Source organism: Pseudomonas sp. YuFO20 (genome assembly GCF_035064975.1).
Taxonomy (GTDB): domain Bacteria; phylum Pseudomonadota; class Gammaproteobacteria; order Pseudomonadales; family Pseudomonadaceae; genus Aquipseudomonas; species Aquipseudomonas putida_AE.
The window spans coordinates 1-21123 of the sequence record NZ_JAXDEO010000049.1; the positions used below are offsets into that span (position 1 = coordinate 1).

Below are 21123 nucleotides of genomic sequence, written 5' to 3' on the forward strand. Positions count from 1 at the left end.
TGTAGGAGCCCGGCTTGCCGGCGAAGGCGTCCTTGAACATTGCACTGGTCTTCCGGGCGCCTTCGCTGGCAAGCCAGCTCCTACAGCGAAGGCGTCCTTAAACATTGCACTGGTCTTCCGGGCGCCTTCGCTCGCAAGCCAGCTCCTACAGCGAAGGCGTCCTTGAACATTGCGCTAGTCTATCGGACGCCTTCGCCGGCAAGCCGGGCTCCTACAAGGGGTTCAGGGCTTAACCTTGCGCCCGACCATATGCTGCAAATACCCCACCAGCATCCCCAGATCCTCATCCGGCAACACCTCGGCCGAGAACCCCGGCATCTTCGCCTGGGGCCATTGGCGCAAACTCTGCGGGTCGCGGATATAGCGCTTGAGGAAATCCGCGCCGAAGTACTCGGTCGGGTTGTACGGAATATTCAGGTCCGGGCCGAACTGCGCATCCCCGGCGCCATTCAAGCGATGGCACGCCAGGCAGTTTTTCTGGAACAGCGCAAAACCCTGGTTGACCGGGTCATCGGCCTTCAGCGCAGGATCCGGCAGCAGGGCAGGGAAGCGCTCGGCCACGGGGGCCATGCGCTTGATGCTGGCGACCTCGAACGGCCATTGTTCCGGGCTGATGTTGCCTGCCCGCGGATCGGTCCAGACCAGGTAAAACGGCCCGGCGCTGTGCTTGCCTTCCGCCAGCGGTGGCCATGGCTTGGCGGGGTCTTCGATCGCCAGCCAGGCACGCGCGCCCTGGGTGTTGAGCAGCGGGGCGGCCGCCAGCTCGGCGGCAAAGCCGTCCAGCGCCACGGCTTGCAGGTGGTCGTCAGGCTTGATGTCGGTCAATAGCGCGGCCAGCGGCACGGCGCGGTAGGCCATGTCACGCTTGTAGGACACGTCATTGCTGATGTTGATGGTCTGCACCTGAGGGTGCTTGAGCAGCTCCTCGGTTTGCCACGTGCGACTGTTCGCGCCCAGCTCCAGGTTCAGCTGTGCGGCATGAAGAGGCGTGCTGAGCAGCAGGGCCCCGAACACAATGAGCGTTTTCAAATGATCGCCATCCATGTCGTGGAAGTGCCGCAAAGGTTGGCACAGCCACGCTGGCCCGGGAAGGAAGCCAGTCACATTTTTACTTGGCGATAAAACATCTTGCGCCGTTTTCCAAAGAACGACTATCCGATCACCTTGGTCAGGTTCGGCAAAATCAACAACAGAGTGGTGGCGAAAAGAATGAGCCCGGCTTGACGAACTTTCGATTGTTTGAACATGGCTGACCGCCTTTTTTTTGTTATTTCCTGATGCCTGCCTGCACATCTCCTGACGGCAAACGCTGCACTTCCTGTAGGACGAGCGCCTCGGCAAAACCCGACGACAACTTCGTACACCTTCACCTTAGAGCCCGCGTCACGCTTGGTTTAGATCCATTTAGTATGGTGTTCTCACAAGATGCTATTAAAAAGGCATGAGGCCTATTGCCAGCTTCTTGGGCGGCCTTTTGCTAGACACCTGCGTGTCCTGAACCGGTTCACCGGCTGCGGGATGACCGTCCGTCTGAGCGTGAGCGTCAATGCCGGTGAGCGCTGCGGTCATTGAATCCAACGCGCCGTGGGCCAACAGTGAGGGCTGTATTTTTCTCACCTGCATTGCGGTTCGAGGACGTCATGACCCAAGCTTTCATTTTCGACGCGTTACGTACGCCCCGTGGCAAAGGCAAGGCCAACGGTGCCTTGCATGGCGTCAAGCCGGTGAGCCTGGTGGCCGGGTTGCTCACGGCGCTGCAACAGCGAACCGACCTGGATACCAGCCAGGTCGATGACGTGGTGCTCGGTTGCGTGACGCCCATTGGCGATCAAGGCTCCGACATCGCCAAGACCGCGGTCCAGGTGGCGGATTGGGACGTCAGCGTGGCCGGTGTGCAGATCAATCGTTTCTGCGCCTCGGGGCTGGAGGCGGTGAACCTGGGGGCGATGAAAGTCCGTTCCGGTTTCGAAGACCTGGTGGTGGTCGGCGGCGTCGAGTCGATGTCGCGAGTCCCCATGGGCAGCGACGGCGGGGCGTGGGCGCTGGACCCGGCAACCAACCTTCACGGCCATTTCATTCCCCAGGGTGTGAGCGCCGATCTGATCGCCACGCTTGAAGGCTTCAGCCGTCAGGACGTCGATGCCTACGCGCTGCACTCGCAACAGAAAGCCGCGCGGGCGCGGGCCGATGGCTCGTTCAAACAGTCATTGGTGCCGGTGCAGGACCAGAACGGCATCATCCTGCTCGATCATGATGAATTCATCCGCGCCGAATCGACCCTGGAAGGCCTGGGCAAGCTCAAGCCTAGTTTCGAAATGATCGGACAAATGGGTTTCGACGCCACCGCGCTGCGGGTCTACAGCCAGGTGGAGCGGATCAATCATGTCCACACCCCCGGCAACAGTTCCGGAATCGTCGATGGCGCGGCGTTGATGTTGATCGGCTCCGAAGCCAAGGGCCTGGCGTTGAGCCTGCAGCCGCGGGCGCGGGTCGTCGCCACGGCGGTCACCAGCACCGACCCGACCCTGATGCTCACCGGCCCCGCGCCGGCCACCCGCAAGGCGTTGGCCAAGGCCGGGCTGCGGGTCGAAGACATTGACCTGTTCGAGGTCAACGAAGCGTTTGCCTCGGTGGTGTTGAAGTTCATCAAGGACATGGCCATCGACCCGGACAAGGTCAATGTCAACGGCGGTTCCATTGCCATGGGCCACCCGTTGGGCGCCACAGGCTGCGCCATTCTCGGCACGCTGCTCGATGAGCTGCAAGCCCGGCACCTGCGTTATGGCCTGGCGACCCTGTGTGTCGGCGGCGGCATGGGCATTGCCACCATCATCGAACGCCTCTGAACCCGGACTTCAAGGAACCTGTCTATGAACCAAGCCATTCGTTACGAAAAGGGCCAGGACCGGATCGTCGTCCTGACCGTCGACATGCCGGGCCAGAGCGCCAATACCATGAATGCGGTCTACCGCGAGGCCATGGCCGAGTGTGTCGCCCGCCTGGTGGCCGACAAGGACGACATCGCGGGGGTGATCATCACCTCGGCCAAGAAAACCTTTTTTGCCGGCGGCGACCTCAATGAGCTGATCAAGGTCGGCAAACCCCAGGCCAAGGCTTTTTTTGACATGGTGCTCACGCTCAAGGGCCAACTGCGCACCCTGGAAACCCTCGGTAAACCCGTGGTCGCCGCGATCAATGGCGCGGCGTTGGGCGGTGGCTGGGAAATCTGCCTGGCCTGCCATCACCGCATCGCGCTGGACGATCCCTCGGTGCAACTCGGCCTGCCGGAAGTGACCCTCGGCCTGCTGCCGGGTGGCGGCGGGGTGGTGCGCATGGTGCGTATGCTGGGCATTGAAAAGGCCCTGCCGTACCTGCTCGAAGGTAAGAAGATTCGCCCGCAGCAGGCCTTGCAGGCGGGCTTGATCGATGAACTGGCGGTGGATCGCGAGGCACTGCTGAGCAAGGCGCGCAGCTGGATCATTGCCAACCCGGCGGCGGTTCAGCCCTGGGACGTGAAGGGCCATCAGATTCCCGGTGGCACACCGGCGAACCCGAAAGTCGCGCAAATGCTGGCGATTGCGCCGTCGATCCTGCGCAGCAAAACCCAGGGCACACTGCCCGCGCCGGAGAAAATCCTCTGCGCCGCGGTGGAGGGCGCCCAGGTGGATTTCGACACGGCGCACTTGATCGAAACCCGTTACTTCACCGAGCTGACCACCGGCCAGGTGTCGAAAAACCTGATCGGCACCTTCTGGTTCCAGCTCAACGAAATCAATGCCGGCGGTTCGCGTCCTCAAGGTTTCGCGCCTTATGTGACGAAAAAAGTCGGGGTGCTCGGCGCCGGGATGATGGGGGCGGGCATCGCGTTTGTCAGCGCGTCGGCCGGTATCGATGTGGTGCTCAAGGACATCACCCTGGCGGCGGCCGAGAAGGGCAAGGCGCACTCAGCGGCGTTGCTGGACAAGAAGGTGGCACGCCGGCAGATCAGCGCCGAGCAACGTGAAGCCGTGCTGGCGCGCATCCATACCAGCGACAACGATGCCGAACTGGCGGGTTGCGACCTGATCATCGAAGCGGTGTTCGAGGACCGTGAGTTGAAGGCCAAGGTCACATTGGCCGCGCAACAAGTGGTGGGTGCGAATGCGGTGATTGCCTCCAACACTTCGACCCTGCCGATCAGTGGCCTGGCCACGGCGGTGCCGGACCCGGGCAAGTTCATCGGCCTGCATTTCTTCAGCCCCGTGGAAAAAATGCCCTTGGTGGAAATCATCAAGGGCGCCAGCACCAGCGACGAAACCCTGGCTCGGGGATTCGATTACGTCCTGCAGATCCGGAAAACCCCGATTGTGGTCAACGACAGTCGCGGTTTCTTCACCTCTCGGGTGTTCGGCACCTTCACCAATGAAGGCATTGCCATGCTGGGTGAAGGGGTTTGCGCGGCGATGATCGAGACCGAGGCGCGCAAGGCCGGCATGCCGGTCGGGCCATTGGCGATCTCCGACGAAGTTTCCCTCAGCCTCATGAGCCATATCCGCCAGCAAACCGCCAAAGACTTGCAGGCAGAAGGCAAGGCGCTGATCGAACACCCGGCCTACGCCTTGATCGACTTGCTGCTCAACGAGTACAAGCGTCCGGGCAAGGCCGCCGGGGGTGGTTTTTATGAATACCCGGCGGGTGGCCAAAAACATCTATGGCCGGAACTGAAAACCCGCTTCGAAAAGGCGGACGGGCAGATTTCGCCAAAGGATGTGCGCGATCGCCTGCTGTTCGTGCAAGCCATCGAGACCGTGCGCTGTGTGGAAGAAGGCGTACTGACCTCGACGGCGGACGCCAATGTGGGCTCGATCTTCGGCATCGGCTTCGCCGCCTGGACCGGCGGTGCACTGCAGTTCATCAATCAGTACGGGGTCCAGGACTTCGTCGCCCGCGCCCAGTATCTGGCCGGGCAATACGGCGAGCGCTTTGCACCGCCCGCGCTGCTACTGGAGAAAGCCGCCAAAGGGGAGGCGTTTTAGGGATAGGTGACACACTGCGGGGCTTGCCTTGTCACGGTGTTCAAGGCAGGCTCTGGGGTGTGCATTATTCCCATCATGTGTCAGGTATTTTTTATGTCGTTACGCATCTGCATTCTGGAAACCGACATCCTGCGTCCGGAATTGGTTGACCAATATCAGGGCTACGGGCAGATGTTCAAACACCTGTTTTCGCAGCAACCCATCGCCGCCGATTTCACCGTCTATAACGTGATGCAGGGCGAGTATCCCGGCGATGACCTGACGTTCGACGCTTACCTTGTGACCGGCAGCAAGGCCGATTCCTTTGGCACCGACCCGTGGATCGAAACCCTCAGGGCCTACTTGCTCAAGCGCTACGAGCGCGGCGACAAGTTGCTGGGCGTGTGCTTCGGCCACCAGTTGCTGGCGCTGCTGCTGGGCGGCAAAAGCGAACGTGCGACCCAGGGCTGGGGCGTTGGCACCCATAATTACAAACTGGCCGCCAAGGCGCCCTGGATGAGTCCGGTGCGCGAAGAGCTGACCCTGTTGATCAGTCACCAGGACCAGGTTACCTCGCTACCGGAAAACGCCACGGTCATCGCCTCCAGCGATTTCTGCCCGTTCGCCGCCTACCACATCAACGATCAGGTGCTCTGCTTCCAGGGGCATCCGGAATTCATCCACGACTATTCCCGGGCCTTGCTGGAAATTCGCCAGCAGGCGCTGGGCGAGCAGATTTATTCCAAAGGCATGGCCAGCCTGGAGCATGAGCACCACGGCACGACCGTCGCCGAGTGGATGATGCGTTTTGTGGCGCACAAGCCGGAAACCGTGTAGGAGCCTGGCTTGCCGGCGAACCGGGCAACGCGGTGTGTCAGGCCGGTCGCCTTCGCTGGCAAGCCAGCTCCTACAGCGATTCTCACGAACGCCTCGGTCTCGCCTACAACCACCCCGACTTCTTGAAGCTCGCCCACAACCCCACACACCCCACCGCAATAAATCCCAGAACCCCGAAATATCCGTAATGCCAGGTCAACTCCGGCATGTTCTGGAAGTTCATCCCGTAGATCCCCGCCACCGCCGTCGGGAACGCCAGGATGGCCGCCCAGGCCGCGAACTTGCGTTGCACTACGCTCTGGCGTGAGGCCTCGAGCAAGACCCCGACCTCGATGGTCTGGCTGGCAATGTCCGCCAGGGTCGTCAGGTCTTCCATCTGCCGCGTCACATGAATCTGCACATCGCGAAAGTACGGGCGCATGTTCTTGTCGATGAAGGGGAAGCTCAGCTTTTGCAGTTCTTCACCGATCTCCACCATAGGCGCCGCGAACCGGCGCAAGCGCAATACATCGCGGCGCAGGCTGTGGAGTTTTTGAATGTCGCGCTCGTTCAGTGAGCTGCACATGACGTTGCGTTCCAGCTCGTCGATCTGCGCATGGATGGCTTCGCCCATCGGCTGGTAGTTTTCAATGACGAAGTCGAGGATGGCATAGAGTACGAAATCTTCCCCGTGCTCCAGCAACAACGGACGCGCCTCACAACGCTGCCTTACATAGGCGTAGGACGCCGAATGACCGTTACGCGCGGTAATGATGTAGCCGTTGCCGGCAAAGATATGCGTCTCGATGAATTTGAGTTTGCCATCTTCCATGATGGGCGAATACGTGACGATGAACAGCGCATCGCCAAAGGTTTCCAGCTTCGGGCGGCTGTGTTTTTCCAGGGCGTCTTCAATGGCCAGCTCATGCAGGTTGAACTGGCGTTGCAGGTTGTACAGTTCCTCTTCATTCGGCTCTTCGAGGCCGATCCAGACGAAATGCCCCGGCTTCGCAGCCCAGGCGGCGCCTTCGTCGAGGGTGATATTGGTGACTTTCTTACCAGCGCTGTAAACGGCAGCAGCAACAACTCTACCCATGATGTTGATTCACTTCTTCTTGGCAGCGTTCAGCTTAGCCTTGTCTGCTACCGGGAGTCAGTGAAATCTTGTAGGAGCCCGGCTTGCCGGCGAAGGCGCCCGTCCAGTCGTTGGGTTTATCGACTGGACGTACTGCATTTTCAAGCAGCCTGCAGCTGCCGATCCATCGAATCGATGCACTCGCGCATCTGCTCGCGGCACTGGGCGATCAACATGGGCATGTCATCCAGGCTCAATCCCGCAGTAGGAATGGCCGGCAAGGAACGGATCAGAATTTTCCCACTGCGCCAGCGGTTCAATCGCATGTGTTTGACGTAACTGCTGACACACACCGGGACGATTGGCACCCCGGCCGCGATGGCCATCTGGAAAGCGCCTTTTTTGAACGGCAACAGCTCTTCGCCCAGATTGCGTGTGCCCTCCGGGAAAACCCAGATCGAAGTGTCTTCGTTTTGCAGGGTATGGGTGGTGGTCAACATCGACTGACGCGCCTTGTGCGCATTGCCACGGTCGATCAGCACATTGCCGGCCAGCCAGAACAACTGACCGAACAATGGCACCCATTTCAGGCTCTTTTTACCGATGCACACCGTACGGCGGGGTACTACATTGCCAAACACGAACAAATCGTAGTTGGACTGATGGTTGGCAATGATCACGCAGCTGTCGGGTTTATCCATCAATGGCCCGACGTCGGCTTTTACCCGCAGGCGCAAGATGCACATCGCCGGCCACGCATAGAGGCGCGCGCACAGGCGGCTGTTGTCCGGATTGAACGGGCGACACAGGCCTAGCACCACGCCCAGCACACCCGCCACGATAAAGTGCAGGGCCATCAATGACATACGTAAAGCAAAGAGCATTTGCAGGCCCCACCGGGACAAAAGGTGGCGCAGTGTACGGATGTGCACTGTTTTCGGCAATTGCCACTATTGAGGCGGGAGATAGACGATGTTTGAGTACATGTTTCCGACTGACGGGTCAGACTTGTCCTAGAGCGCTCCCAGCGTTTTCAACGCAAAAGCCCGACACAACGGTCGGGCTCCTGGGTTACTGCAACATCGGGCTCAGCCCATATGTTCCTGATCCAGAATGATCGCGTTGTCCAGCGCTTCCAGCAGCGCCTTGCGCACTTTCAACTTGGTGTTCTTGTGGGCAATCATGTTGATTTTCTTCAACTGGCGAGCCGCCGCCAGCGCCGCGCCTTGCAGTTCTTCGGCCGCGACCACGACGTCCAGGTAACCGGCGGCCACGGCGCTTTGCGGGTTGAACATCTCACCGTTGACCACGGAACGCTGGAAGGCCGATTTGCCCAGGCGATCGCGGGCAATCTCGATACCGGCGTGGTGCATGGTCATGCCGATCTGCACTTCGTTCAGGCCAATACTGAAGGGGCCATCGACACCCAGGCGGTAATCCGCCGAAAGCAGCAGAAACGCACCCTTGGCGACCGCGTGCCCAGGGCAGGCGACGACGACGGGGAAGGGGTGCGACAACAGGCGACGGGCCAGCGTCGAGCCGGATGTCACCAACGACACCGCTTCCTTGGGGCCGGAGGTCATCACCTTCAGATCGTACCCGCCCGACAGAATCCCGGGCTGACCGGTAATGATCACCACCGCGCGATCAGTCACCGCCTGATCCAGCGCAGCGTTGAACGCCGCAATCACGTCCGGAGAGATGGCATTGACCTTGCCGTTGCTCAAGGTCAGGGTCGCGATACCGTCTTCGAGGTGGTAGGTAATCAACTCACTCATGACGCTAATCCTTTCAATAAAGTAGGGCAGAAGTTACTCACCGCCATCGGCAAGGTAAAGCGCCATGACTGACTCGCCAGTCACCCTTTACCCGCTCGGCCAGCGTCACCCGGCACGCCTGCCGCGTATCGCCTGCTATATAGAGGTGGGGTGCCAGGCCGGAGATTGGCCGGTTTGCCATTACCCTGGGCAACCAAAAACACCCAAGCGCCTTAAGCGCATGAAAATTCTCAAAAAAATGTTTGCCAACAGAAAAGCTTTCGACTACATTAGCGCGCCTCGACAGACAGAACATGTTTGAAGAGATACGGTGAAGTGTCCGAGTGGCTTAAGGAGCACGCCTGGAAAGTGTGTATACAGGAAACTGTATCGAGAGTTCGAATCTCTCCTTCACCGCCAAATTCGATGTAAACAGAACCCCTGGTTTCGAGAGAAGCCGGGGGTTTTGTGTTTTTGGGCGTGTCATTTACATATACACCGCGCAACTGCGCCAGATAACCGAGCAAAGGTAATTCCTAAATTCCCGTAGGAAATGAGCTGGGCGTGTAGGACGTCATGCTGGAGAGTCGGGTGGATAACTGCTTTCATGGGACTTGCTACTTGAAACAAGTCGTCTTGGAAAAGGGTATTGGTTTTATGTTTTCCGGGTGAAAATAAATGACCGCACCCAACGCGACCCACTCCAGGATGGAAAGGTAACCGCCATGCAGGAATTCACCATGAAGCAGGCCGAACTTGAAAAGGTTCATGTGGAAATCGTCAAGCTGATGGCTGAACAGCGCAAGCTGAACGCCGAAGCGGGCAAGATGACCCGTGAAACCTTTTGGTATCCGGTGGCGGTGGCCACCGGACTGATTGGCACGGTAGCCACCGTCACTGCGGTGCTGGTGAAGTTGCTCTGACGCTATCGATCGGTCTGTCCGGGGCCACGGCCAGATCCGACCTGAACAACAAGGACATCCCATGATCACGACGACCACCCACACAATCGAAGGCCGCCACATCACCGCCTACCTGGACATCGTCAGCGCCGAGTCGGTGCAGGGCGTCAACCTTGTCCGCGACCTTTTTGCCGGTATGCGGGATATTTTCGGCGGGCGTTCCCAGACCCTGGAGCGGGCGTTGCAAGAGGCACGTAGCCAGGCCACCGACGAGATCAGGGAGCGAGCGCGGGCATTGCAGGCGGATGCGGTGGTGGGGCTCGATTATCAGATCAGCATGCCATCGGGAAAGGGCGGCATGGTGGTGGTTTTTGTATCCGGAACGGCAGTCAGACTGAAGTGAAAGTTCCTGCCCATTCGTCGGGCATTCGCTGATCCGAACTACAAGTCCGTTAATGACCGGCTAGTCTCAAAATCCTTGGTGATCGATATTTTTCGTGCAAAGGGCTTGCCGGTGTCGATCCCGCTTTTGAGAGGGGTGAAGCGATGACTGAACCGTATATCGAAGACGACGGCGCAGAATATCCGATCAACAACTACGTTCAGTGCGGCCAGACGGAGTACGTGGCCAGCTTCGGCGAAGACCAGGTCAAGGTCCTCAAGATCAAGACCAAGGCTTGTCGAGTGTTGAAGGGGAAATTCCTACCCAAGCTAAGGGAATCGGCCAGGCAGTAGTAAATGTACCCGCGAGCAAACCCCGTCATCGAACGGGGTTTTTTGTGCCCGGAATGTGAACGAATATTTAATCTGGATTATTTTCACAAACTTTTCACAAGGCCCTACGTAGGCTCAACTCATCCGTTAGAAGCAACACCCTGCCCGTTCCCCAGCGGGCTTTTTTTTGCCTGCGATAAAACCTTTCCCAAAATTGCTGTCCAACCGTCGCCTATAACGAGGTTGAGCGCGCGCATGTCTGGACTTTGTCTCCTCTAAAGCATTCAATCTCGCCCCTTTGAGTTTCATCCCTATTTTTTTGAGGTTTCTGTCATGCGTTTCACACTGCCTGCTCTGGTTCTGGGTCTTCTGGTTGCTCAAGGTGCAATGGCCGGCGACGGCACTGCCGCCGTTGGTGGTGGCCTGGGTGGCGCACTGGGTAACGTCGTTGGCCAGAGCATGGGCGGCAGCACCGGTGCCGCGATTGGTGCCGGTGTCGCTGGCGCAGCCGGCAGTGCGGTTGCCGCCAAGAAAGGCCACCGTACCAGCGCTGCCATCGGTGGTGGCGTTGGCGCTGCCGGTGGTTCGGTGATCGGCAACAGCCTGGGTGGCAAGACCGGTTCAACCATCGGCGCAGGCCTGGGTGGCGCCCTGGGCGGCGGCGTCGGCAGCAACCTGGCCAAAGGTCACAAGCGTCACTGATCCCGGAGGATCTCACGCAAAAGCCCGGCTTGATGCCGGGCTTTTGCGTTTTGAACGTTTCTGCCGTTTGCGCCTCGAATGCTCCATACCCCCGATAAAATACGAGGCGTGCCATGACCCCGAAAACCAAAGGCAATGAAGTGCGATACCCAGGTACTCGACGCTTGACGTTGCCGGCGCTTGTTTTTGGATTGTTTCTGTCACCGTTCGCGCTGGCGGCAGGCGACGGTACTGCCGCCGTTGGCGGTGGACTTGGTGGTGCATTGGGCAATGTGGTTGGCGGACAAATGGGCGGCAGCACAGGCGCCGCCATTGGTGCCGGTGTCGGCGGCGCCGCCGGCAGTGCGGTCGGCGCACCCAAGGGCAGCCGCACCGAGGCCGCGATTGGCGGTGGATTAGGTTCGGCAGGCGGTTCGGTGATCGGCAACAGCCTGGGTGGCTCCACCGGCTCGACCATTGGTGCAGGCCTGGGTGGCGCAGCCGGTGGTGCGGTGGGCAACAATCTGGGAAGCGACGATGGCGGGTCCCATTCCGGTGGCGGCCATAAACATAAAAACAAACATAAGAACAAGCATCACTGACGGGCATCGCTCAGCGACGTAACCGATGGTCTCCCTGATCGAACCTGACGATCACCCATCCCTCCAACGGTCAGGGCCTGCCTTTCAGGCCCGTTGAGAGGTGTCACATGAACGCTGATCCAAAAGTCTCCGACATCGACGAAACCCCCGAATACCCCCTGCCTTCGCCCACCGATTCGCTGAGTCGGGACCAGCGTCCGCCCGATGACGAGCCCGGCGTCGAGCAGGTTCCCAACGATGATCTCAAGCGCACGGATTCTGATGTCGAAGCAGACCCGAGCGATCCGGACATCGCCGGGGAGGATGCCTCCGGCGAGCCAAGCTGATCGACGTCGAGTGAGAGACCGCCTGTCGAATGAGCGGCAACCATGCCAACACATCGTTGCCAGACATAAGGTATGCAACTCGTAAAGGAGACGCACCATGATCAGGTCAAGATGGATGGCCCTGACAGTGGCCGGTCTGTTGTCGCTCGGGTCCGGCATGGCATTTTCCCAGTCCTCTGGCAACGATGCACCCATCGACAAAGGCGGGATGCCACCGTCCACTGAAATGAATGCAGGCTCTGGCCCGGAAAATGCGCTGCCGCCTGGCTCCATCAATAATGGCAATGCAGGCGATGCCAATGGGAGCAGCACCCGCCCGGAGACGAAAAGCGGCTCGACCAGCGGTGGCAATTCGATGGGGAGCGGTTCTGGGAGTGGGTCTGGAGGATCAGGTAATTCTGCCGACGGGACCACAGCGCCTGCGGATGGCGGGACTGGCAAAAAAGCGGGCAGTTAGCCTGCCGATAGGTCTAAAGCAGTGAACTTGACGAGCCCGGCGATTTGCCGGGCTTTTTGCGTACTCCTCCGTTGCTCTTGGTAGCGGCTGCTCGTTATGCTGCTGAAACCTTTAATCTGTCGCGGAGCCGGCCATACTGAGCCGCCTGGGATGTCATGAAAACGGATCAGATGCGATGAATTCACTGTGCAAAGAATTCGGCCCGATCAAGGCCGTGATTTTCGATATGGACGGCCTGCTGCTGGACACCGAGGGGATCTACACCGAAGTCACGGCGACGATTGCCGCGCGCTATGGACGCACGTTCGACTGGAGCGTCAAGCAGAACATCATCGGCCGTGGTGCCGGTGATCTGGCGCGCTATGTGGTGCAGGCGCTTGACTTGCCGATCAGCGCCGAAGAGTTCCTGGTGATTCGCGAGCCGCTGATGCGCGAGCGTTTTCCTGCTGCGCAGGCGATGCCGGGTGCGGAACAACTGGTCCGGCACTTGAAGGCGCATAACATTCCCATTGCGGTGGGTACCAGTTCCTCGAGCCAGTCGTTCGGCCAGAAAACCACCTTGCACCGCGACTGGTTCGCCTTGTTCGACTTCATCGTCACTGCCGATGATCCAGACGTCGGCGCGGCCAAACCGGCGCCGGATATCTTCCTGACGGCAGCGCGACGCCTGGGTGTGGAGCCACAGGATTGCCTGGTGTTCGAGGATTCGCCGTTCGGTGTCACGGCAGCCAAAGCGGCGGGGATGACGGCGATTGCGATTCCGGATGCGGCGATGGCTGACGAAAAATACGCCCATGCCGACGGTATTCTTCGTACGTTGAAGGCATTTGTACCGGATGCCTGTGGCCTGCCTGCACTTGAGTGGACCTGATGACATTAACTGTGGGAGCGGGCTTGCTCGCGAAAGCGGTGTGTCAGCCCACGTCAATTTCGACTGACACTCCCTCTTCGCGAGCAAGCCCGCTCCCACAGTTTGATTGCATTCAATTCATCAGGCGCCAAAACCACCGTCGATGGTCAGGCTCGCGCCGGTGATGTAGCCGGCTTCGGGGCCGACCAGGTAGGCGACGAAACTGGCGATCTCTTCGGCTTTGCCGTAACGCCCCACTGCCATCAATGGAATCAGGCTGTCAGCGAAGTCGCCGTGGGCAGGGTTCATGTCGGTATCGACCGGGCCCGGCTGCACGTTGTTGATGGTGATGCCTTTGGGGCCGAGGTCGCGGGCCAGGCCCTTGGTCAAGCCGACCAGCGCCGATTTGCTCATGGCGTACGGGCCGCCACCGGCGAAGGGCATGCGGTCGGCGTTGGTGCTGCCGATGTTGATGATTCGACCGCCTTCGGTCATGTATTTGGCGGCAGCCTGGGTGGCGATGAACACGCTGCGTACGTTGATCGCCAGGGTCTGGTCGAAGTCTTCGAGTTTGAAATCTTCCAGCGGTGCAACGGCCAGCACGCCCGCGTTGTTGACCAGGATATCCAGCTGACCAAAGGCCTCTACGGTAGCCGTTACGGCGCTGCGGATGGCCTCGGCGTCGGCGCTGTCAGCCTTGATCGCCAGGGCTTTGCCGCCGGCGTTGGTGATGCTGTCTTGCAGTTCCTGGGCCTTGGCCGTGGAGCTGACATAGGTAAAGGCGACAGTCGCGCCTTCAGCGGCCAGGCGTTTGACAATGGCAGCGCCGATACCGCGGGAACCGCCCTGGATCAAAGCCACTTTGCCACTGAGGTTCTGAGTAGTCATATCGATCTCCAAAGTCCCGAGGCGAGATGTCCCGGTTGATGGAGCCTAGTATCGATTCAGGATTGCACGCTGAGTAGGGGGTAATTGCGATAGTCTGTGTAAACCAGAAGTTTATAATGGTTGGCCATGGAAACCTTCAGCAGTATCGAATGCTTTGTACGCAGCGCCGAGGTCGGCAGCTTTGCCGAAGCCGCGCGACGCTTGAGCCTGACCCCGGCGGCCGTGGGCAAGAGCGTGGCCAAGCTTGAAGCCCGGCTGGGCGTGCGGCTGTTTCAGCGCAGCACCCGCAGCCTCACGCTCACCGAGGCCGGTCAGCTGTTTCTCGATGAAGTCAGTGGCAGCCTGCTCACCATCCAGAATGCCGTAGCCAATCTGGCCAGCGCCGAAGGCCGTCCGGCGGGTACCCTGAAGGTCAGCATGGGCACCGTGTTCGGACGTTTGTACATCGTGCCGCTACTCGGTGAGTTTTTGCGGCGCTTTCCGGCGATCAATCCGGACTGGCATTTCGATAACCGGCAGGTCGACCTGATCGCCCAGGGTTTCGACGCCGCGATTGGTGGCGGCTTCGAACTCCCCCAAGGGGTGGTGGCGCGCAAGCTGACGCCAGCCCATCGCGTGTTGGTGGCCTCTGCCGATTACCTGGCGGCGCACGAGGCGATCCTTGAGCCTGACGATCTCAAGCCGCACGACGGCATCCTTATTCGCTCGCCGCAGACCGGTCGCGTGCGTTCCTGGCAGTTGACCAGTCGCACCCAGCAACACAGTCCCTTGACCCTCAAGGCGCGGATGACCATGAGCGATTCTGAGGCGGCCTGTGCCACGGCGGTCCAGGGTTTGGGTATTGCACTGGTGAGCATGCCCTTTGCGTTGGGCTATCTGGAGGCGGGGACGTTGCAGCGGGTGTTGCCGGACTGGTATGTCGACGATGGCAATATTTCTATCTATTACGCCGAGCACAAGCTGCTGCCCGGCAAGACCCGGGCGTTTGTGGATTTCATCATCGAGCAGTTTGCGGAGCGGGGGTTGGGGCAGCGTTTTAGTGCGGTATGAACCAGGTTGGAAACCGAGGCGCCCCCTTCGCGAGCAAGCCCGCTCCCACATCGGATCTGCGGCGTGCACAAATCCCCTGTGGGAGCGGGCTTGCTCGCGAAGGGGGCGACTCGCTTCAATGTTGGGAATTCAGCGCCCAAACCGCCCAGGCCAGCCGACGATATTCTTCGGCCGCGGTGTCGCATAAGTGCGCACCTTGGAGGTCGACAACCCCAGCCGCACCAGCGATTCGGCGATGGTCACCGCCGCGGTCACGCCATCGATCACCGGCACGCCGGTGCGCAGGCGAATCTGCTCATCCAGCCCGGCCATGCCGCCGCAGCCCAGGCAAATCACTTCGGCCTTGTCCTGGGTCACTGCCAGTTCAGCCTGATGCACGATGGCCTCCAGCGCGCGTTGCGGCTCGTGCTCCAGTTCCAGCACCGCCAGGCCACTGGCCCGCACCGAGGCGCAGCGGTCCCAGAGCCCGGACAGTTTCAGGCGGTCTTCGATCAGCGGCACGGTGCGGTCGAGGGTGGTGACCACCGAGTAGGCGTGACCGAGAAACATCGCGGTGCTCGCGGCCGCATCAGTGATGTCGACCACCGGTACGTTGAGCAATTCCTGCAGGCCTTCGCGGCCGTGTTCGCCGTAGCCGGCTTGAATCACCGCATCGAAAGGCTGGTCGTAGGCCATGACCCGGTCCATCACCGCAATGGCAGCCAGGTAGCTTTCGAAGTTGCCTTCGATCGAGTCGGCACCGAAGTAGGGCGTCAGGCCAACGATCTCCGTGCCGGGCGCTGCCACGGCCTGGGCCGAGCGGGCGATCGCCTGGGTGATGGATTCGGTGGTGTTGACGTTGACCACGAGAATGCGCATGGGAAGTCCTTATAACGGGTGGTTCAGCGGCCCGATACTGCCGGGCCGCGAGGGAGTTAATGGCTGACGTTGTCCACGGCGATGGCTTCACCGCTGACGTCGGCGTAGTGGGGTTGGCGCTTGGCGATGATCAGGTAGAGCATCCCGGCAATCCCGGCACCGATCAGCCAGGAGAACGGCGACACCAGGTGGAAACCCGGTACCAGCGCCAGGACGATGGCGATCAGCGCGGCGGGAATGAAGGCCACCACCGCGCGCAGGTTGACCCCGCGGCTGTAGTAATAGGCGCCGTTGGGGTCTTCGCTGTACAACTGCGGCACGTTGACCTGGCCTTTTCGCACCAGCCAGTAGTCGACCATGATCACGCCGTACAGCGGGCCGAGCAGGGCGCCGAGGCCGGAGAGGAAGTAGACGATCACCAGTGGGCTGTTGTAGAGGTTCCACGGCAGGATCAGCACGGCAATGGTCGCGCTGATCAGCCCGGCACGGCGGAACGTCAGGTACTTGGGCGCCAGGTTGCTGAGGACAAAGGCCGGGGCGACGAAGTTGGCCATGATATTGACCGCCACGGTGACGATCAGGAACGCCAGGCAGCCCAGGACCAGGAAGAAGGTGTTGGGGATCGAGGCGATGATCTCGGTCGGGCTTTCAATGATGCGGCCGTTAATCTGAAATTGCGCGCCACAGAGCAGGACGGTGATGGCGGCGAAGACCAGGATGTTGACCGGTAGGCCCCAGAAGTTGCCGACCTTGATGGTCTTGCGGCACGGCGAAGAGCGGGCGAAGTCGCAGAAGTTGAGGATCAGCGTGCCGTAGATCGCCAGCCACAACGCTCCGCCGGCAAAGATATTGCGCCACATCTCGCCACCGCTCAGCGGCTCGCGGATCGACCAGGCGATGGTCGCATTGGCCTGGAAGTACATCCAGGCGGCGAGGGCCGCGACGGTGAGCAGGATCACCGGCCCGGCAAACCCTTCGTAGCGCCGCACCATCTCCATGCCATAGGCGAGGATCGCCAACTGCACCAACCAGATCGAGACGAAACACACCCAACCCAGTGTCGACAGACCGAGGATCGAGTCGTGGTCGTACTCGGCGAAACCGGGATGGATAGCGGTCAGCAACACCCGAAAGACCACGGAGGCCAGGTAGGTCTGGATGCCGAACCAGGCGATGGCGATCACGGCGCGGATCAAAGCGGGAATCTGTGCCCCGTGGATGCCGAAACTGATGCGGCTGATGACCGGAAACGGCACCCCGGTTTTCTGGCCCATGTAGCCCGACAGGTTCATGAAGCAATACACCAGCGCCGCTCCGATGCCCAGGGACAGGAGAATCTGCCAGCCGCCCAGGCCCAGGGCATACAGGCCGATGGCAAACGAGTAGTTGGCGATGTTGTGCACATCGTTGGTCCACAACGCGAAGATGCTGTAGCGACCCCAGCGCCGGCCTTCCGCCTTCGTTGGCGCCAGGTCCTTGTTGTGCAGGCGGGGGCTGAGCACGACAGAGGATTCAAGCGATTGCCCAAAAGCTGTCTGGGTGACGTGGGAGGAGGGTAGATCCAGCGCGACATTGTTATTGGAGAGACTTGTACGCATTCCGGCAGGCTCCTGATGCTCGACGCCGCGATGACTGTGCTTGAGCCTTTGCTCGGCAATCTTCGTCGCGGGTGGCGAATATCATTGGTTACGGGGCATCTGCAGCCTGTACGGGATAGGGCGCTTCAGGCTTGCGGATCTAAGTGTTTTTATGTTTTGGCTTTATTGTATACAAAACATGTATGCACTTAAGCGAGATGCGTGCCAGTCGGGAGATATATGAAATGCGCTGCTCATTTCGTTTTGTTATGGTTTTTCGCCAAGTTATTGAAAAAATGGAAATATAAATTGACCGTTTGAACAGGTATTTATTTTTCAGCGGGATTGTTGGGTTTGGTCGACTGGGGAAGTCAGGAAAGGAGGATGTAACTTTTTGGGGCGTGGAAATTAAAAGTGCACACATTAATGGCACCTATGGTGACATTCCTGTGTACACATTTTTCGGCTCGGTCACGAATCCTGTAGGAGCAAGCTTGCTCGCGATGGTCGTCAACGATAACGCGGGGTGTCTGATACCCCGCGGCGTTCCAGGGTTCATCGCGAGCAAGCTCGCTCCTACAGGGGGATTTGCAGAGAGATCAGGCCTTGGACTTGCTGATGATATTGCCTGCATGCAATCCGCATTCTTTCTGGGTCGCTTCTTCCCACCACCAGCGGCCTTCACGCTCGTGCTGGTTCGGCAGTACCGGGCGGGTGCACGGTTCGCAGCCGATGCTGATGAAGCCGCGTTCGTGCAGGCTGTTGTACGGCAGTTCGAGCATGCGGATGTAGCCCCAGATTTCCTCGCTGGTCATCTGTGCCAGCGGGTTGAACTTGTACAGGGTGCGTTCCGGGGTGGAGAACGCGGTATCGACTTCCATCACCGCCACGGCGCTGCGCGTGCCGGGGCTCTGGTCGCGGCGCTGGCCGGTGGCCCAGGCCTTCACGCCAGACAGCTTGCGACGCAGCGGCTCGATCTTGCGGATGCCGCAGCACTCGCCATGGCCGTCCTTGTAGAAACTGAACAGGCCTTTTTCCTTCACGAACGGTTCCAGCCTGGTGTAGTCCGGTGACACCAGTTCGATGTCGATCTTGTAGTGCTCGCGCACCTGATCGATGAAGCGGTAGGTCTCGGGATGCAAGCGGCCGGTGTCGAGGCTGAACACCTTGACGTTCTTGTTCAGCTTCCAGGCCATGTCCACCAGCACCACGTCTTCGGCGCCGCTGAAAGATATCCACAGCTCATCGCCAAACTCGGCAAAGGCGAGTTTGAGGATGTCCTGGGCGGATTTATTGGCATAGGTCGTGGCGAGTTCCACGACGTCGAACGTTGGGCTCATCAGGGCGGCTTCCTACAGGTCGGTGGCGCTTGGCGCTCTATATGGGGCCGATGGTAACAAAAAGCGGCACTGGCCGGGGCGTCCTCTGCGTTGCGTGGTGGGGGAGTTGTCGCTAGAGTTCGGGCTCGCTCGACTCAATAAACAATACCAATGGGAGTGTCTTGTGGAAATTGCCTGTCTGGATCTTGAAGGTGTGCTGGTCCCGGAAATCTGGATCGCCTTCGCGGAAAAAACCGGGATCGAATCCCTCAGGGCCACCACCCGGGACATTCCCGACTATGACGTGCTGATGAAGCAGCGTTTGCGGATTCTGGACGAACACGGCCTGAAGCTCGCCGACATCCAGGAAGTGATCGCGACGCTCAAGCCGCTGGACGGTGCCGTCGAGTTCGTCAATTGGCTGCGCGAGCGCTTCCAGGTGGTGATTCTGTCGGATACCTTCTACGAGTTCTCCCAGCCGCTGATGCGTCAGCTGGGCTTCCCGACCTTGCTCTGCCACCGTCTGATCACTGACGATAGCGGGCGCGTTACTGGCTACCAGTTGCGTCAGAAAGATCCCAAGCGTCAGTCGGTCTTGGCCTTCAAGAGCCTTTACTACCGGGTGATTGCGGCGGGTGATTCCTACAACGACACCACGATGCTGGGCGAAGCGGATGCCGGGATTCTGTTCCATGCGCCGGACAATGTGATCGCCGAATTCCCGCAGTTCCCGGCGGTGCACACGTTTGAAGAGTTGAAGCAGGAGTTCATCAAGGCTTCGAATCGGGCCTTGAGTCTGTAGTCGTCTGCTCGGACGCCTTCGCTGGCAAGCCAGCTCCTACAGGATCGTCGCAATCCTTGTAGGAGCCGGCTTGCTGGCGATGTTTTAAAGGCTTTGCAGGGTATCGAGCAGCACCTTCACCTTGGTGATCGATTCCTGATACTCGGCCTGCCACTCGGAGTCCGCGACGATTCCGCCACCGCCCCAGCAACACACCTGCCCATCCTTGACCAGCAGGCTGCGAATGGCGATTGAGCTGTCCATCTCGCCGCGCACGTCCAGATACAGCAATGACCCGCAGTACAGTCCGCGTCGAGTGGGTTCCAGCTCGTCGATGATCTGCATCGAGCGAATTTTCGGCGCGCCGGTAATCGAGCCGCCCGGGAAGCTGCCGGCGATCAGGTCCAGCGCATCCCGATCAGCCGCCAGTTCGCCGGTCACGCTGCTCACCAGGTGATGCACATTCGGGTAGCTTTCCAGGCTGAACAACTCAGGCACGCGAACCGAGCCGGTGCGGCAGGTGCGGCCGAGGTCGTTGCGTAGCAGGTCGACAATCATCAGGTTTTCCGCGCGGTCCTTGGGGCTTGCCAGCAGTTCGGCGGCGTTCGCCGCGTCTTCGCCTGGCGTGAGGCCCCGTGGGCGCGTGCCTTTGATCGGGCGGGTTTCAACCAGGCGCTCTGTGACTTTGACGAAGCGTTCCGGTGACAGGCTGAGCACCGCGCCGCCGTCGGGCAGGCTCTGGAAACCGGAAAACGGCGTGGGGCACGCCAAGCGCAACGCGCAGTACGCCGTCCATGGATCACCCTGGCAGGGCGCGCGGAAGCGTTGGGCGAAGTTGACCTGGTAGCAGTCACCGGCCTGGATGTATTGCTGGATGCGTTCGATCGCCTGACGATACTGCCCGGCACTCAGATCTGCATTCATCGGCGCCTGCAACCTGAACGGCTCGCCCACGGCAACGGCTGGCTGGCTGAACAGCTGGATCAGGCGCTGACGTTCGCTGTCGGCCAGCGTCGGGTGGAACACCAGTTGGCTGGTGGCCTGCTGGTGATCGCTGATCAGCGCCCAGTCGTACAGGCCGAACCGCGCATCCGGCAAATGCAGGTCATCCAGGGCCCGGCTCGGCAGGTTTTCCAGGTGGCGGCCGAAATCGTAGCTCAGGTAGCCGATCAGGCCACCGGCGAACGGCAGGTCATTGGGTAGTGTCGCTTCGCCCAGGCGCGTCAGATTGTCCCGCAGGCGTTGCAGGAAATCGCCGCCACGCTCGTCAGGCGCGACCGTCAGCTGTTCCAGCGGCCAGGCGCTGAGCAGGTCAAAGCGCCCGCGCTCGGCACTCGGGCGGCCGCTGTCGAGCAGCACGGCACCGGGGGCATGACGAATGGCCGCAAAGTAGTCGGCGGGATTGGCGCGATAGGGCAGCGGGTGTACGGAACAGGTCAGCATGGGCGAGGGAGATCAGCCATCGAGGCGGGGTGG

Annotated in this window: 22 protein-coding genes and 1 tRNA gene; 14 read left to right on the forward strand and 9 right to left on the reverse strand. The window is 60.2% G+C overall.

What is annotated here, in order from left to right; all coding sequences use genetic code 11:
- Window positions 1–222 precede the first annotated feature (222 nt).
- Window positions 223–1044, reverse strand: coding sequence for a c-type cytochrome (locus SOP85_RS23760; protein ID WP_323628413.1), 822 nt, complete (start codon window positions 1042–1044; stop codon window positions 223–225).
- Window positions 1045–1640: 596 nt separating this feature from the next.
- On the opposite strand from SOP85_RS23760, the gene SOP85_RS23765 reads away from it, so the two are divergent.
- The 3 genes from SOP85_RS23765 (at window position 1641) to SOP85_RS23775 (ending at window position 5831) form a co-directional block, all read left to right on the forward strand.
- Entirely contained in the window at window positions 1641–2846 is a 1206-nt protein-coding gene (locus SOP85_RS23765) for an acetyl-CoA C-acetyltransferase (protein ID WP_323628414.1), read from the forward strand.
- A gap of 24 nt (window positions 2847–2870) precedes the next feature.
- A complete protein-coding gene (locus tag SOP85_RS23770; protein WP_323628415.1) occupies window positions 2871–5015 on the forward strand; it encodes a 3-hydroxyacyl-CoA dehydrogenase NAD-binding domain-containing protein in 2145 nt (714 codons plus the stop codon).
- 93 nt (window positions 5016–5108) lie between these two features.
- Window positions 5109–5831 (forward strand): amidotransferase, encoded by a 723-nt coding sequence (locus SOP85_RS23775; protein WP_274073138.1) that lies wholly within the window; start codon window positions 5109–5111, stop codon window positions 5829–5831.
- Between the two features lie 103 nt (window positions 5832–5934).
- Here the strand turns inward: SOP85_RS23775 and SOP85_RS23780 are convergent, their stop codons facing one another.
- The 3 genes from SOP85_RS23780 to SOP85_RS23790 all read right to left on the reverse strand — a co-directional run bounded on the left by SOP85_RS23780 (window position 5935) and on the right by SOP85_RS23790 (window position 8663).
- On the reverse strand, window positions 5935–6906 hold the full coding sequence (locus SOP85_RS23780; RefSeq protein WP_274073139.1) for a magnesium and cobalt transport protein CorA: 972 nt from the start codon (window positions 6904–6906) through the stop codon (window positions 5935–5937).
- A gap of 140 nt (window positions 6907–7046) precedes the next feature.
- Window positions 7047–7769 (reverse strand): lysophospholipid acyltransferase family protein, encoded by a 723-nt coding sequence (locus tag SOP85_RS23785; RefSeq protein ID WP_274073140.1) that lies wholly within the window; start codon window positions 7767–7769, stop codon window positions 7047–7049.
- Window positions 7770–7973: 204 nt separating this feature from the next.
- On the reverse strand, window positions 7974–8663 hold the full coding sequence (locus SOP85_RS23790) for a crotonase/enoyl-CoA hydratase family protein (protein ID WP_274073141.1): 690 nt from the start codon (window positions 8661–8663) through the stop codon (window positions 7974–7976).
- A gap of 64 nt (window positions 8664–8727) precedes the next feature.
- Here SOP85_RS23790 and SOP85_RS23795 point away from each other — a divergent pair, with 64 nt between their 5' ends.
- The 9 genes from SOP85_RS23795 to SOP85_RS23835 all read left to right on the forward strand — a co-directional run bounded on the left by SOP85_RS23795 (window position 8728) and on the right by SOP85_RS23835 (window position 13195).
- Window positions 8728–8964 carry a hypothetical protein gene (locus SOP85_RS23795; RefSeq protein ID WP_274073142.1) on the forward strand — a complete coding sequence of 79 codons (237 nt, stop codon included), beginning with the start codon at window positions 8728–8730 and terminating at the stop codon, window positions 8962–8964.
- A gap of 8 nt (window positions 8965–8972) precedes the next feature.
- Window positions 8973–9062: transfer RNA gene (locus tag SOP85_RS23800), tRNA-Ser, on the forward strand.
- A 320-nt stretch (window positions 9063–9382) separates the two neighbouring features.
- A complete protein-coding gene (locus SOP85_RS23805; protein ID WP_274073285.1) occupies window positions 9383–9565 on the forward strand; it encodes a hypothetical protein in 183 nt (60 codons plus the stop codon).
- A gap of 61 nt (window positions 9566–9626) precedes the next feature.
- Window positions 9627–9947 (forward strand): YbjQ family protein, encoded by a 321-nt coding sequence (locus SOP85_RS23810; RefSeq protein WP_274073156.1) that lies wholly within the window; start codon window positions 9627–9629, stop codon window positions 9945–9947.
- Between the two features lie 143 nt (window positions 9948–10090).
- A complete protein-coding gene (locus SOP85_RS23815) occupies window positions 10091–10279 on the forward strand; it encodes a hypothetical protein (protein ID WP_274073157.1) in 189 nt (62 codons plus the stop codon).
- A gap of 312 nt (window positions 10280–10591) precedes the next feature.
- Window positions 10592–10960 (forward strand): hypothetical protein, encoded by a 369-nt coding sequence (locus SOP85_RS23820; protein WP_047531564.1) that lies wholly within the window; start codon window positions 10592–10594, stop codon window positions 10958–10960.
- Window positions 10961–11073: 113 nt separating this feature from the next.
- Entirely contained in the window at window positions 11074–11541 is a 468-nt protein-coding gene (locus SOP85_RS23825; RefSeq protein WP_274073158.1) for a glycine zipper domain-containing protein, read from the forward strand.
- A gap of 107 nt (window positions 11542–11648) precedes the next feature.
- The gene (locus SOP85_RS23830; protein WP_274073159.1) at window positions 11649–11867 is read left to right on the forward strand and encodes a hypothetical protein; all 219 of its coding nucleotides are present in this window, start codon (window positions 11649–11651) and stop codon (window positions 11865–11867) included.
- Window positions 11868–12499: 632 nt separating this feature from the next.
- Window positions 12500–13195 carry an HAD-IA family hydrolase gene (locus tag SOP85_RS23835; protein WP_323628417.1) on the forward strand — a complete coding sequence of 232 codons (696 nt, stop codon included), beginning with the start codon at window positions 12500–12502 and terminating at the stop codon, window positions 13193–13195.
- 120 nt (window positions 13196–13315) lie between these two features.
- Here the strand turns inward: SOP85_RS23835 and SOP85_RS23840 are convergent, their stop codons facing one another.
- Entirely contained in the window at window positions 13316–14062 is a 747-nt protein-coding gene (locus tag SOP85_RS23840) for a 3-oxoacyl-ACP reductase family protein (RefSeq protein ID WP_323628418.1), read from the reverse strand.
- A gap of 126 nt (window positions 14063–14188) precedes the next feature.
- Between SOP85_RS23840 and SOP85_RS23845 the strand changes: the two genes are divergently transcribed.
- Window positions 14189–15112, forward strand: a complete 924-nt coding sequence (locus tag SOP85_RS23845; RefSeq protein WP_323628421.1) for a LysR family transcriptional regulator — start codon at window positions 14189–14191, stop codon at window positions 15110–15112.
- A 129-nt stretch (window positions 15113–15241) separates the two neighbouring features.
- Here SOP85_RS23845 and SOP85_RS23850 read toward each other — a convergent pair whose 3' ends face one another.
- From SOP85_RS23850 to SOP85_RS23860, 3 genes are all read right to left on the reverse strand, one after another.
- Window positions 15242–15970: an aspartate/glutamate racemase family protein gene (locus SOP85_RS23850; RefSeq protein WP_150701005.1), complete on the reverse strand. Its 729-nt coding sequence runs from the start codon at window positions 15968–15970 to the stop codon at window positions 15242–15244.
- 56 nt (window positions 15971–16026) lie between these two features.
- On the reverse strand, window positions 16027–17568 hold the full coding sequence (locus tag SOP85_RS23855; RefSeq protein WP_274073164.1) for an NCS1 family nucleobase:cation symporter-1: 1542 nt from the start codon (window positions 17566–17568) through the stop codon (window positions 16027–16029).
- A gap of 578 nt (window positions 17569–18146) precedes the next feature.
- Window positions 18147–18887 carry a phosphoadenylyl-sulfate reductase gene (locus SOP85_RS23860; RefSeq protein ID WP_274073165.1) on the reverse strand — a complete coding sequence of 247 codons (741 nt, stop codon included), beginning with the start codon at window positions 18885–18887 and terminating at the stop codon, window positions 18147–18149.
- A 163-nt stretch (window positions 18888–19050) separates the two neighbouring features.
- Between SOP85_RS23860 and thrH the strand changes: the two genes are divergently transcribed.
- Window positions 19051–19668, forward strand: a complete 618-nt coding sequence (thrH, locus tag SOP85_RS23865) for a bifunctional phosphoserine phosphatase/homoserine phosphotransferase ThrH (RefSeq protein WP_323628422.1) — start codon at window positions 19051–19053, stop codon at window positions 19666–19668.
- Window positions 19669–19752: 84 nt separating this feature from the next.
- On the opposite strand, the gene pabB is transcribed toward thrH, so the two are convergent.
- Window positions 19753–21090, reverse strand: a complete 1338-nt coding sequence (gene pabB / locus SOP85_RS23870) for an aminodeoxychorismate synthase component I (RefSeq protein ID WP_323628424.1) — start codon at window positions 21088–21090, stop codon at window positions 19753–19755.
- Window positions 21091–21123 lie beyond the last annotated feature (33 nt).

Coding starts and splice junctions, on each gene's coding strand:
- SOP85_RS23760 (WP_323628413.1), bottom strand. CDS start 1,044: ATGGATGGCGATCATTTGAAAACGCTCATTGTGTTCGGGGCCCTGCTG.
- SOP85_RS23765 (WP_323628414.1), top strand. CDS start 1,641: ATGACCCAAGCTTTCATTTTCGACGCGTTACGTACGCCCCGTGGCAAA.
- SOP85_RS23770 (WP_323628415.1), top strand. CDS start 2,871: ATGAACCAAGCCATTCGTTACGAAAAGGGCCAGGACCGGATCGTCGTC.
- SOP85_RS23775 (WP_274073138.1), top strand. CDS start 5,109: ATGTCGTTACGCATCTGCATTCTGGAAACCGACATCCTGCGTCCGGAA.
- SOP85_RS23780 (WP_274073139.1), bottom strand. CDS start 6,906: ATGGGTAGAGTTGTTGCTGCTGCCGTTTACAGCGCTGGTAAGAAAGTC.
- SOP85_RS23785 (WP_274073140.1), bottom strand. CDS start 7,769: ATGCTCTTTGCTTTACGTATGTCATTGATGGCCCTGCACTTTATCGTG.
- SOP85_RS23790 (WP_274073141.1), bottom strand. CDS start 8,663: ATGAGTGAGTTGATTACCTACCACCTCGAAGACGGTATCGCGACCCTG.
- SOP85_RS23795 (WP_274073142.1), top strand. CDS start 8,728: ATGACTGACTCGCCAGTCACCCTTTACCCGCTCGGCCAGCGTCACCCG.
- SOP85_RS23805 (WP_274073285.1), top strand. CDS start 9,383: ATGAAGCAGGCCGAACTTGAAAAGGTTCATGTGGAAATCGTCAAGCTG.
- SOP85_RS23810 (WP_274073156.1), top strand. CDS start 9,627: ATGATCACGACGACCACCCACACAATCGAAGGCCGCCACATCACCGCC.
- SOP85_RS23815 (WP_274073157.1), top strand. CDS start 10,091: ATGACTGAACCGTATATCGAAGACGACGGCGCAGAATATCCGATCAAC.
- SOP85_RS23820 (WP_047531564.1), top strand. CDS start 10,592: ATGCGTTTCACACTGCCTGCTCTGGTTCTGGGTCTTCTGGTTGCTCAA.
- SOP85_RS23825 (WP_274073158.1), top strand. CDS start 11,074: ATGACCCCGAAAACCAAAGGCAATGAAGTGCGATACCCAGGTACTCGA.
- SOP85_RS23830 (WP_274073159.1), top strand. CDS start 11,649: ATGAACGCTGATCCAAAAGTCTCCGACATCGACGAAACCCCCGAATAC.
- SOP85_RS23835 (WP_323628417.1), top strand. CDS start 12,500: ATGAATTCACTGTGCAAAGAATTCGGCCCGATCAAGGCCGTGATTTTC.
- SOP85_RS23840 (WP_323628418.1), bottom strand. CDS start 14,062: ATGACTACTCAGAACCTCAGTGGCAAAGTGGCTTTGATCCAGGGCGGT.
- SOP85_RS23845 (WP_323628421.1), top strand. CDS start 14,189: ATGGAAACCTTCAGCAGTATCGAATGCTTTGTACGCAGCGCCGAGGTC.
- SOP85_RS23850 (WP_150701005.1), bottom strand. CDS start 15,970: ATGCGCATTCTCGTGGTCAACGTCAACACCACCGAATCCATCACCCAG.
- SOP85_RS23855 (WP_274073164.1), bottom strand. CDS start 17,568: ATGCGTACAAGTCTCTCCAATAACAATGTCGCGCTGGATCTACCCTCC.
- SOP85_RS23860 (WP_274073165.1), bottom strand. CDS start 18,887: ATGAGCCCAACGTTCGACGTCGTGGAACTCGCCACGACCTATGCCAAT.
- pabB (WP_323628424.1), bottom strand. CDS start 21,090: ATGCTGACCTGTTCCGTACACCCGCTGCCCTATCGCGCCAATCCCGCC.